Origin of the sequence: Paenibacillus sp. Soil766 (assembly GCF_001428105.1) — a bacterium.
Classification (GTDB): domain Bacteria; phylum Bacillota; class Bacilli; order Paenibacillales; family NBRC-103111; genus Paenibacillus_E.
In genome coordinates, this window is sequence record NZ_LMSJ01000058.1 from 146101 (window position 1) to 158578 (window position 12478).

Sequence of the window (12478 nt, forward strand, 5' to 3'; positions counted from 1 at the left end):
CACCCAAGACAGTACAAATTTTTTTCCAATGGAATTTCTACTTCGCTATTATATTAAAGACACATTTTTATCATCAGATTTTTGCAATATCATATGATTGTTTTCAACAGATTTTGCTTATTTGACGAGATTTTGCTCAAAACGCCAAGTATCTCTACACATGGCGAAAATATCGCGTTTGGCCGTCCAATTTAGTTCTTTATTAGCCTTCGAGACATCGGCATAGCAAATTGCGATATCTCCAGGACGTCTATTTACAAATTCAAATGGAACTTCTATCCCATTTTCCTTTTCGAATGCATGTATCAACTCCAATACACTAGTTCCTTTGCCCGTTCCCAAGTTATAGATTTGCACTCCCTTTTTAATATTATTTAAAGCGGCTACATGACCTCCGGCCAAGTCCATGACGTGAATGTAATCGCGTACTCCAGTACCGTCAACTGTTGGATAATCGCTTCCGAATACCTTTAATTTTTTAATTACACCTTTGGCTGCTTGAGTTACATACGGCATAAGGTTATTGAGAGTTCCATTCGGTCTTTCGCCTAACAAACCGCTTTCGTGAGCTCCCACTGGGTTGAAATATCGAAGAAGAGAGACCGAAAAAGTCGGATTCGCCTTTGCGATATCAATAAGAATTCGTTCACTCATCGCTTTTGTTTCACCATATGGATTTGTCGTCGGTAGAAGATCCATTGTTTCAACGAAAGGGACGGTATTATCTCCATATACAGTTGCTGATGAACTGAACACAAAGCGATAAACGTTATATTTTAGGCAGGCTTTAACTAAGACCATCGTGCTGACGATATTGTTGTAATAATAAGTTAGAGGTACTTCGACAGACTCCCCTACTGCTTTCATGCCAGCAAAATGAATTACTCCATCGATGGAATGAATTGAAAAAATCTTATCAACCGCCAGTTCATTGGTTAGATCGACTTGATAGAATGTAATTTCCTTATTTGTTAGACGCATCATCTTTTCAAGTGTATCAATTTTACTATTATAAAGATTATCGACAACGATCAAATCATGTCCTGCTTCAAGCAAAGCAACACAGGCGTGTGATCCAATATAGCCAGTACCTCCGGTCACCAAAATATTCATAGTTCTACACGACCTCTTTCTTCTATCAGCTACTTATTGTTAAATACTTTAGCTAAATTGATAGCATCTGTAATAGAATCCTCGATTGAACAATATTTCCAGTCGCCGTATCTGCCAATTGTATAAATATTTTTTTGTGTTAACTCTTTTTTCTTATTTTCTTTAACACGTTGACCTTCCTCGGAAATATGAATGTATGCAGGTATCATTACTATACTAGAATAAGCTACTAATTCATGGTTATCAATGATGCCCATCCGCTTCAAATTCTTCAAAGTTAAGTTTAATTGGTAATCAATGTTTACCTCTTCATTTGATCTATATCCGATTTCTATGTACATGCTTAGTCTGTCGCTATCCAATATATTGTCGTAAAATCCAATCCTATAAAAATTTGTTTCTTTATCAGGAACGTACACCCAATGCATATTTTTTATTGCTGACTTTTTGTTAAAGCCTAAATTAAGAACCAATACTTTATTATATGTATACTTAGTTTTATTTCGGCTATATTCATTTTTATCAATCATCTCTATTAACCTATCAAACGGAGATGAATTAACTAAATACTCATATTGAATTTCTAAATCCTTTGTTTTTGCTACTTTCTTATCAATATCAATTTGCGTAATTTCTTGATTTAATAGGATTTTCTCCGGGTCCAATCCTTCTAATAGAGCATTAATGAATGTAATTGCTCCTTTTTTGGGATATAAAAACTCTTGATTATATGAATTATCTTCTTCCAACTTCATATTTTGAATAACATCTTTTAGGTTCGCATACGGGAAAAATCTCCCCATTGCATCTGCATCTAGGTCATTTAAGTCACAAGCATACAATTTTTCATTGTATGGTTTAAGAAACTTTTCTGTAATACTTTTACCGAACTTGCCATAAAGCATATCTTGAAAGCTTAAGTACCTATCTTTTTCCTCTTTAATAGACAAATCGTATAAACAGTCAATGAACTCTTCTTTCGATAACTGATGAATATTTTTTTGAAATGGATAATCGATATATTCGCCTTTGTAATAAATCTTCGTTATCTTCTTTTTATATATAACATCCTCTTTATTAATCTTTAAATTGAAAAACTCCTTCAATTCTGGATTCGCAAAATGAAAAAAATGTCCCGCGAAATCCCAAATAAATCCGTCTTTATAGATCGTTCGACAATATCCACCTGGTTCACTTTCTTTCTCAAGAACAAGAAAGTTGTCGTCTCTAATAAAATTTGCAAATCCAAGTCCTGATACACCGGCCCCGATAATTAAATATTTAACCTTTAACATAACATCACCTATCTCTTGTATTTGTCGCATTTATTGGTTATTTATTACTTTGATAAGATATCTAACGCTAATAATCGAAGATATAATTACAATAATTAGGTTAGTATACGCAGCGCCGATTGATCCAAAATTATTGACTAGAATAATGCTACAAATGATATTGATTATTCCCTCAAAGACCCCTAGCCAGAAATTGAAAATCAACTTCCGCTGAGTAACGAGCAGGTTTCCTGCAACCTTTCTAAACGTTGCAGAAAAAAAGTAACTTATCGCTAAAATCCTAAATGGAACTACTGCATCCGAATATTGCGCACCAAAAATCAACTTCACAATTATTGGGGCATATAGGATCAACACACCAGTCAAAATCAAATTAAACAGCCCAAAGTATTTTATTATCAAGTAAACATTCTTTTTTATCCATTTTTTATTCGTAATATTTAATGAAAAATAAGGGTATACGTACAGCATTAACGCTCCAGGAATAAAAAATAAAGCATTAGGAATTATGGTTGCTACTTTAAATGTAGCGATAACCGATTCGTCCGGTATAATTAATCCGATAATGAAGATATCCAATATAAATATTAATTGACCAGTTGCATTGTTGGCCATGGAAATCAACGATATTTTATAAAGATCTAATTTATTATCTTTCGTTAATGAAGCAACCTTTCTAATCTTGCTCAAAGGAAACTTATAAACGATTATTCCAAGAGATATTGATAAAATATATCCTAAGTCCCTAAGCAAGACTAGACCTTTTGCTTGGTATATCCAAGCGCCGATAATTGAGAACACAAGGATGATGATGGTATTCGTAGTCGTAAAATAGGAGTAATTTTTATTTAACCTATTATATCTGTTGTAAATTTGGATTAACTCGAATACAACGATGACGATAGGTCCCATAAACATAAAGAGCAATAAGTCATTTGCCCCACTAACGGGTAGAGGAACAATTACCCCAAAACAAAGCATGATCATGCTTAAGAATATATTGAAGCCTACTGCTACATTCGAGCCATACTTAAATACTGATAGAGCCCGATCTGGCATATTAAAGTTTTCACTGCTTATTTGCATAATACCGGACGCCATTCCCAACCCGCTAAATAATAAAAACAAAGACATAATATTGTTAGTATAAGAAAAAGCACCATACTCGGTTATTGTTAATACCCGGATAAGTATTATACCGCTCAAAAATGTAACACTCTGATTGATAATGCTGGAGCTAAAAATGTGAAAAAATCCCGTATTAATTAATTTGCCTGCAATTTCTTTTGTTTTTTCAAGAGCATTATTCATTAAAATCCAGCTTTCATTATTTCTATAAAAACTTTATTGTACATCTTTAGTATATTTGATTCGTTATAAACATCTCGAACAAATCTTGCTCCATCATTATTTATTGTCGGCGTAGTTGTGATTATGCTTACAAAGCATGAAAGTACATCTTCAAAGTTTCTTGACTTCGGTGTAAAAACGTTAGGAAAGCGGTATGGATAAATAACGTATTTCCCCCTAGAAAGTGCTTCTAGTAACATGATTGATAAACCGTCATGCTCTGGGAATCTAAATAGTATAGTTATTTCATCATACAGTTTGCCCATCTCATCCAAAGAAAGCTTGCCGTGAAAAATAACATTTGGCAATAAAAGATTATCTTGTGAATTTGCTACAATATGAAAAATGATGTTTGTATACTCCTTGGCTAAGTTTTTCACATAGTCCATACCATAAAAAAATTCTTTTCCTTCAGGTGCATAAACTAATACTGCATGTTTTCTTGGCATCGAAGCCATATTGGGAAATTTCATTGACGGTAAAATCGGGATTTCTACAGCCTCAACCCCTATCTCTTTTAGTTCTTCTTTTAGAAGGGGGGAGCCAGCTAAATTGAGGTCAATTAATGTTCTGGACAACTTTGTGGTAATGTCTAACTTCCTATATTCCCGCATCGCATCTAATACGTCTGTTCCTATCCAATGTGTTAACGTCTTTTTCCCAGCCAATTTACTAAGGAGTAATCGCCAATCATATTTGGGATGGCTGTATACTCTATAAACAAGATCAATATTTTTGAGCATTTTCAAAAATAAAAAAGGTTTCATGTATTTTGGCATATTAAAATATTCTTCTGTAAAAAAAACGACTTCATTTCCGTTGTGTTCCAACAATCTTCTTACATTGTGAATTTGAGAAGTTCCAAATAACAATATCCTCATACGCTAAATTCCCCTAAAAAAATCAAGTTTTCAACTGTAGTATATAATTCTGAATTATCCCGCACACCCTATTCACTTCGGCTTCAGTCAAATAAGGATGCATTGGCAATGAGAGCACTGTATCACAAAGCTTATTAGTTATTTCAAAATCTTGATCCTCATAATTCAAATATGAAAACGCCTGCTGCTTATGCAAAGGCTTAGCATAATAAACCATACTAGGTATACCCTGTTCCTTTAAATTGGCTTGAAGTCCATCTCGAATTTTCTTATTGTTAAGCTTAATCGTATACTGTGCAAAGCTCGAATAATACCCATTAGGTATATATGGGATTTCTACAATTCCTGATAAACGTTCATTATATATTTGTGACACCTGATTGACGTCATCTAACTCGTGATTAATAAATGCTTTTAATTTCACTTTTAGTATAGCAGCTTGGATCGTGTCTAATCTGGAATTAACACCAATCCTGACATTATCGTACTTATTTTCGCCTTTTCCGTGAATTTTCAAAGAGTTTAGCAAAGCTGCCAGTTCATGATCATTTGTGAAAATAGCTCCGCCATCACCAAAACATCCCAAAGGTTTAGCTGGAAAGAACGAAGTTGTTGCTGCATCCCCAAAACTGCAAGCTTTCTTACCATTTACAGCACCACCGAATCCCTGTGCGCCGTCTTCTAATATTAATAATTTATATTTATTTGCAATTTCTCTTATTTTGCTGTGTTCCGCAGGAAGGCCGAATAGATCCACAGGAATAATTACTTTAGGTATAACTTTTCCTTCATTTATTGTTTGAATTATTGCCCTTTCTAATTTGTCTGTATCCATATTAAAAGTATCTCTATCTACATCTACACAAACTGGGGTAGCGCCAACAAATGAAACAACTTCACCCGTAGAAAAGAAAGTGAAGTCAGGAACAAATACTGCGTCTCCTTCTTTGATCCCCCAGGCCATCATCACTAAAGTCATTGCTTCAGTTCCATTAGCAGATGAAATACAATGTTTCACGCCGACATATTCAGCCAACTGCTTCTCTAACTCTCCTACTTCTTTACCGCTGATGAAATCTGCGTTTGTGACAACATTCTGAATAGCAGCATCTATTTCAAGTTTATATTTCTGGTATTGCTTCTTTAGATCTCTGAATTCCATAGTGTATCAATCCCTTGAGCTTATTCTCTAATCAATTCGAATTCTCAATCAAATTCCCATCATACAGATTGTAACTTTTACCACATTCATTGCAGTGCCAGTGCAACTCAGCTTTCAGAATCATGCCGCATTCGCACATCCAACCTGTTTGCCTAGCAGGCACACCAACCATTAAAGCATGGTCAGGTACATCATTGGTTACAACTGCACCTGAGCCAATCATCGCCCATCGACCGATCGTATTGCCGCAAACGATCGTTGCGTTCGCACCAATACTCGCACCAAATTTAACAAGTGTCCGTTTATATCCTTCAGTTCCTTTCGGATATTTACTTCTTGGAGTTAGGTCATTTGTAAAAACCATAGAAGGTCCACAAAATACATAATCCTCTAACTCAACACCTTCGTAAACTGAGACATTGTTTTGTATTTTAACTCCGTTACCAATAATAACATTATTAGAAATATTAACATTTTGGCCTAAAGAGCAATTCTCACCGATTTGGGACCCTTTTTGAATATGACTGAAATGCCATATTTTTGTCCCTGCACCTATTTTTACACCTACATCTATATAACTACTTTCATGGACGAAGTAACTCATTATTTGAACCTGCCTTTAAAATCTGACGAATTGCATTTTTCCAATGGTAACTTCACGCTTTTACCTTCCGCGGCCGATTTGTATATTGCAAGTACAAGCTCCAGAGCTCTTTTCCCATCATCTGCTGTAACGTATGGATCTCTATCATTACGAATTGCATTAATTACATCAGCATATAAGGGGTTATGTCCAAAACCATATACATTAGGTGGATTTTCTTGGTACTTTTCTTTAATTTCATCTGGATTATCTAATTTGTCAGCAAAATGCCACTCTTCAATAAGATTGACAGATTTACCACCTGCTTTTACTGTGCCATTTTCCCCGAAGATATATAGAGTTTCTTCAAGATTTTTGGGATATATATTTGTTGTACCTTCGACAACTCCATAACTTCCGTTGGCAAACCTAATAAGGGCCAATCCTAAGTCTTCTGCTTCTATAAAATTGTGATTTAAGTTGTCAGACATTCCAACAACTTCAATTACTTCGTCCCCCATCATCCAACGTAATAGGTCGATGTTATGGATACATTGGTTCATCAATGCACCACCGTCTTGTTCCCATGTGCCTCTCCAAGGCGCTTGTTTATAATACTCCTCTCCCCTGTTCCAACGAATATGAGCTGCTCCATGAAGTAACTTACCAAATCGTTTTTCTAAGATAGCTTCTCTGATTTTTTGAATCGATTTATTAAAGCGATTTTGATGGCAAGCACTAACCTTTACATTTTTTTCTTTTGCTTTTTGTATGATTTGATCAGCTTCTTCGATTGAAAGGGTGATTGGCTTTTCAATAATCAGATTACAACCTGCTTCGATACAATCTAGAGCAATTTGACCATGCTTACCACTCTCGGTACAAATAGCCACTAACTGCGGGCGTTCTTTTGCAAGTAATTCTTTATAGTCTTCATATTGAGCAACGGTTTGCGGTAGATTGAACTGCGAGATCTTATCCTCTATATTAGCCGGCACCAAGTCACATAAGGCAACAATATCGAGCTTGTTTTCTATGGCGGCAGCAATATGATTCGGAGAAATTCTCCCGCAACCGATTATTGCGAAACGTAAATTCATGATGCTCCTCCTTGATATTTAGCTAGTAAGCGGGTTTTGGGTTATAATAATTCAATATTCCCTCTGTTCATCACTATTTTCATTGCATTTTTAGTGTCAAATATCATTTTTGCATGTTGTTGTACAAAAGAATAATCAATTTTTGTATGTGCAGTTGTAATAATTACCAAATCTGCGCCGGCAATCAGTTCGGAAGTTAACTCGATCTCTCCTTTTTTTACTTTCCCATGCTCATGATATACTTTTACAAAAGGATCAAAGTATACAACTTCCGCTCCTAGTTTTTCTATTTCATTAATCACTCTAATAGCAGGACTTTCCCTGTAATCGTCGATATCTTGTTTATAAGTTACTCCCAATACAAGAATTTTTGAGCCATTAATTGATTTTTTATATCTATTTAATATTTTACTAGCTCTCTCAGCACAGTATTCAGGCATTCGATCATTCACCATCATCGAGGATTCGATCATGGACGTGTGAAATCCGTATTCACGTGCTTTCCATGAAAGATAGTATGGATCTAAGGGAATACAATGCCCGCCCAATCCTGGCCCTGGATAAAACGCCTGAAACCCATAGGGTTTCGACTTTGCTGCATCAATTACTTCCCAGAAGTTTATGCCCATTTTATGGCACAAGATAGCAAGCTCGTTTACCAGACCGATATTAACGTTACGATAGGTGTTTTCAAGAATCTTTTCCATCTCGGCAATTGCTGGAGAAGACACGCGATGAATCGGTGCTTCTAAAATACTTTCGTATAAAAGGGCTGCAACTTCTGTACACTCATCAGTAATTCCTCCAACAACCTTAGGAGTATTTTTAGTTTTATAAATCAAATTTCCTGGGTCAACTCGTTCTGGCGAAAAAGCAAGATAAAAATCAACACCACATTTAAGGCCAGATGATTCGAGAATTGGTTTAAGAAGTTCCTCTGTAGTTCCAGGATACGTAGTTGACTCTAATACGATTAGCATTTCCTTATGCATATAAGGAACAATGCTCTCTGCAGAAGTTTTAACATAACTGATGTCAGGCTGTTGATGCTCATCAAGAGGCGTCGGAACACAGATGCACACGCAATCTGATTTTGCCACATGTGCAAAATCCGTCGTGGCAGATAGGAGACCAGAGTCTACAATTATTTCCAAGTCTTCATTGATAACATCGCCTATGTAATTTATCCCTTTATTAACCATGTCAACTCTTGATTCTTGAATATCAAAACCAATGGTTTTATAACCAGCTTTTGCTTTCTCTACAGCAAGAGGTAGACCAACATACCCTAAACCGACTACTCCAAGCGTGGCTGTTTTATTCAAAATCTTTTGTTTCAACTCTCCGATGTCTGTTTTTTGTTGTACGCTAAACATTCTTATTTCCCACCTTTAGTATGGCATCGCAAATGTACTCTGCTGCATGACCATCGCCAAACAACAGCGGTTGCGGAAAATTCAGACAGTCTAAATCTCTTGTAACGGTCTTTAATATCTGATCAACATCTATCTCACATAAAACATTCCATCCATTTTCTAAGGTTTCAACCCATTCTGTCTGATCCCTCAGTGTAGTGCAAGCGGTTTTAAGTAAATATGATTCTTTTTGTAACCCGCCAGAATCCGTAACCACCATATAAGCATTAGCTGTTAGGTACAGCATCATCAAATAACTAACAGGATTGAGAATTGTAATATTCTTAAATTGAATACCTAACTCATCAATTAATTTGCGGGTTCTTGGATGAAGTGGAATAAGAACTGGCTTGTCCATTTTTCCAAACGCAGAAAAAATATTGATTAATTTATTATGGTCATCTGTATTCTCAGCACGATGAATAGTGGCAAGATAATAATCTTTACCAATTAAATCTGGAACACAAATATTCTCGTCTTTTAATATTTTCAACCAAACACCGTCTTTATAACGGTTCCTTGAAATATCGATATTTCGAAGTACTGCATCATACATCACGTCCCCAGTAATAACGACTCCTAAAGTAATACCTTCTTTACCTAAATTATCCACAGCAGTCTGAGTGGGGCAAAATAGTAAATCCGAAATGTGATCCGTTAAAACCCTGTTCTGTTCTTCTGGCATTCGCTTATTATAACTACGTAATCCAGCTTCCACATGAAACACAGGAATATGCAATTTACTAGCTGCTAGAGCTCCTGCTAAAGTAGAGTTCGTATCGCCATACACTAGCAGCCCATCAGGCTTTTCTTTTAAAATAATCTCTTCAATCTTCTCGAGCATGGACCCTGTTTGCAATCCATGTCTTGAAGAACCTACACCCAAATGATAATTTGGTTTAGGAATGCCTAGTTCTTCGAAAAAAACATCGGACATATTTGAATCATAGTGTTGACCTGTGTGTACTAATATTTCTTCGTTCTCTTTTCTGAATACAGACGAAAATGGTGCTGCCTTTATAAATTGAGGACGTGCCCCAACAATTGTAATTATTTTCATTTAATATTCCCTTTCTTATTTCCAATTATTATCAGAGGATTCGAAGATTGAAAGCAATTTTCTAGCTATATATTTATAATCGAATTGCTTTACGTAATCCTCGTTATAGGACTCTTTGATTTCGCCATTGTTAATAAATTCGTTATATATTTCATTAATGTAATTCATTAACATTTCGTAATCATCATCTTTACTTGCTTCCTCAAAACATACTCCAAAACTTCCGCCATGAATATATGTTTTCAAGGTACTTTCTGGTAATTCTCCAGATATACAGCAAATAATTGGCTTCCTCATTAATAAATACTCGTAAAATTTACCAGTAAGTATTCCCGTAGCACCATTCGTGTTCCAAGAGGCAAGCAATAATATGTCACTTGCAAATTGTAATCTAAGCGATTCGCTTCTTGACATATAACCGCAATCATTAATCACTCCATCCAATCCAAATTGTAGAGCCTGATCATAAAAGTAATTAAATCCATCACCAGCATATTTGATAATAATATTGTTCAAATTCAATTTTCTGGATTTGGATAATTCAGATATAGCTTTAAAAAAATAAGATAAATCGCGTTTTCCCTTATAAACAGATCCTGTATAAGTAAACGTAAGCTTTGTATTAATAGCCTTTGTAGTACTTGGTAAATCTTCTTCATCGAATCCATTTGAGATAACAAAGCTGTTGGACTTAGTAATTGGTAATGTATCGATTACTCCATTCGAAACGGCCGTAATAATATCCGCAGAAGATACAATCATTTTAGAATATATCTTACAAAATGAGTTAAAGAACTCGGGCATTCCTTCTTGCATTACAGAGTCTCTAAAATCTGCAATCCATTTAGCTTTAGGATTATCTTTTTTATATCTTTTTGCAATTAGATGAGGACTGAATTGTCCATATGTAGAAAAAATGTAATCATAATTCACATTTTTTTTTTTCAAATATCGATTTGCATGATATGCCAAACCGAAATTTTCTAATACTTCAAAGAAAATAACCAAATATTCTTTAATCTTACTATTGCTACCCTTTTGCGGCTTACTATCGTTCTCAATTGATTTATTATTGTTATTCTTTTTTTTAGAGAATACTGACCTACGAATATATTCTGTAAAACCCCAACTGCCAATTCTAACTACATTAACACCTGTTGTATCTTTCTCTGACTCATAGTCCTTAATATTTTCGTGAAGTTTTTTAGAAATTACTGTAACTTCATACATGCCTGTTTGATTTATGTATTTAGAAATTTTTGTTGGCCTAACTGCTGCAATGCAATTTTCTGGACTGTAAAAATCTGTTACAATCAGTAGTCTTTTCACCAAATATTCTCCTCAGTAGTTGTGCCTCATCTTAATAAAATAAAGCTCAAATTCTATTTGCATTTCAAGTTAAATATCGTTCAATTTCTTTAACAGTATCTTTAATATCATAACCGCTAATTTTAACTTTCTCAGTAAATTCGTTTCTATTTTGATTCAGAACTATATTAGCGATAGAATTCTCCCATCCTTCATTCGAGTCTAAGCTAATAAATTTGACTGAATCAGTTAAATCTACATCAGTGGTAAGCGTATCTGAAACAATACAATTTAACCCAGAAGCTTGTGCTTCGACGATCGATAATGGGAACCCTTCAAATAATGAAGGTAACAAAAATACATCCAACGCTTGTAAAAGTTCATGAACATCATTTCTAGCGCCCAAAAATCTTATATATTGTTCTAAGTTCTTTTTTTGAACCATGTTTTTAAGCATCGTATAATCTTCGCCATTACCGATTAGTAACATGACCACGTTTTGTTTGTACTTAACGACTTCCTCCAATGTTTCTATCAAAAATCTTTGATTTTTTGTCCTGCATAGTCTTCCGACATGACCCAACACGAGTTTATCGCTTATACCTAGGTTCTCACGAACAGCTTTCCTTGTCGTTAAATCAAATTTAAATCTTTCAACATCGATCCCATTTTTTATTTCTAATATTTGATTTTCTAAACATGAAGGAAAAAGCCATCTTCCTGCTTGTTCAGAACATGCGAAATAATAATCGGTTTTTTTACCCAAATACTTATTTTGCAAGTTATGTAAAAAAAGGTGAATGAACCTTACCACAAAGTTATCCGATTCAAAATTCTCTCCGTGGCTATGGGTAATTATTTTTGCATTTGTATATTTTTTTACAAGATAATAGATTAGAATATCACTCGCGCTGGAGATGTTGTTCCAAATATATTCGTATTTATCTCCATTTTCGATAATAATCTTCCTTTGAACAAGTGCGCTTTTTAAAGGGTTTTTCCCTCTTCTTGTGCAATAGTAAATTCTGCAATTATGTCGCGTCAAAACATCCTCATATTCGCACACACTATCAAATATCAAAAAATCAAAAGTCATATTTATTGATTTATTGTTTAAGATATTGATAAATAAATTCTCGATTCCACCAATGTTTTTTGATAATCCAACAACTAGAATTCTTTTGGGCTTCATTTCATCGCCTCGCTATTTG

11 protein-coding genes are annotated in these 12478 nt (G+C 34.8%); all 11 read right to left on the reverse strand.

Annotation, left to right across the window (positions count from 1 at the left end):
* Positions 1-117: 117 nt before the first annotated feature.
* Positions 118-1113, reverse strand: coding sequence for a UDP-glucose 4-epimerase GalE (galE, locus tag ASG89_RS31720; protein ID WP_057315338.1), 996 nt, complete (start codon positions 1111-1113; stop codon positions 118-120).
* Between the two features lie 29 nt (positions 1114-1142).
* On the reverse strand, positions 1143-2438 hold the full coding sequence (locus ASG89_RS31725) for a protoporphyrinogen/coproporphyrinogen oxidase (protein WP_235550002.1): 1296 nt from the start codon (positions 2436-2438) through the stop codon (positions 1143-1145).
* Positions 2439-3719 carry a lipopolysaccharide biosynthesis protein gene (locus ASG89_RS31730; protein ID WP_057315340.1) on the reverse strand — a complete coding sequence of 427 codons (1281 nt, stop codon included), beginning with the start codon at positions 3717-3719 and terminating at the stop codon, positions 2439-2441.
* Positions 3719-4639 (reverse strand): hypothetical protein, encoded by a 921-nt coding sequence (locus ASG89_RS31735; protein WP_057315341.1) that lies wholly within the window; start codon positions 4637-4639, stop codon positions 3719-3721. The genes ASG89_RS31730 and ASG89_RS31735 overlap by 1 nt, the downstream gene beginning before the upstream one ends.
* Before the next feature lie 22 nt (positions 4640-4661).
* Positions 4662-5801, reverse strand: a complete 1140-nt coding sequence (locus tag ASG89_RS31740; protein ID WP_057315342.1) for a DegT/DnrJ/EryC1/StrS family aminotransferase — start codon at positions 5799-5801, stop codon at positions 4662-4664.
* 31 nt (positions 5802-5832) lie between these two features.
* Positions 5833-6405 carry an N-acetyltransferase gene (locus tag ASG89_RS31745; protein ID WP_200963589.1) on the reverse strand — a complete coding sequence of 191 codons (573 nt, stop codon included), beginning with the start codon at positions 6403-6405 and terminating at the stop codon, positions 5833-5835.
* Positions 6405-7484 carry a Gfo/Idh/MocA family protein gene (locus ASG89_RS31750; RefSeq protein WP_057315344.1) on the reverse strand — a complete coding sequence of 360 codons (1080 nt, stop codon included), beginning with the start codon at positions 7482-7484 and terminating at the stop codon, positions 6405-6407. Before ASG89_RS31750 ends, ASG89_RS31745 begins: the two co-directional genes overlap by 1 nt.
* A 41-nt stretch (positions 7485-7525) precedes the next feature.
* Complete coding sequence (locus ASG89_RS31755) at positions 7526-8860, reverse strand: nucleotide sugar dehydrogenase (protein ID WP_057315345.1); 1335 nt, start codon at positions 8858-8860, stop codon at positions 7526-7528.
* Entirely contained in the window at positions 8853-9959 is a 1107-nt protein-coding gene (wecB, locus tag ASG89_RS31760; RefSeq protein ID WP_057315346.1) for a non-hydrolyzing UDP-N-acetylglucosamine 2-epimerase, read from the reverse strand. The genes ASG89_RS31755 and wecB overlap by 8 nt, the downstream gene beginning before the upstream one ends.
* 15 nt (positions 9960-9974) lie before the next feature.
* Positions 9975-11288, reverse strand: a complete 1314-nt coding sequence (locus tag ASG89_RS31765) for a hypothetical protein (protein ID WP_057315347.1) — start codon at positions 11286-11288, stop codon at positions 9975-9977.
* A gap of 64 nt (positions 11289-11352) precedes the next feature.
* Complete coding sequence (locus ASG89_RS31770) at positions 11353-12459, reverse strand: glycosyltransferase (RefSeq protein ID WP_057315348.1); 1107 nt, start codon at positions 12457-12459, stop codon at positions 11353-11355.
* Between the last annotated feature and the right edge of the window lie 19 nt (positions 12460-12478).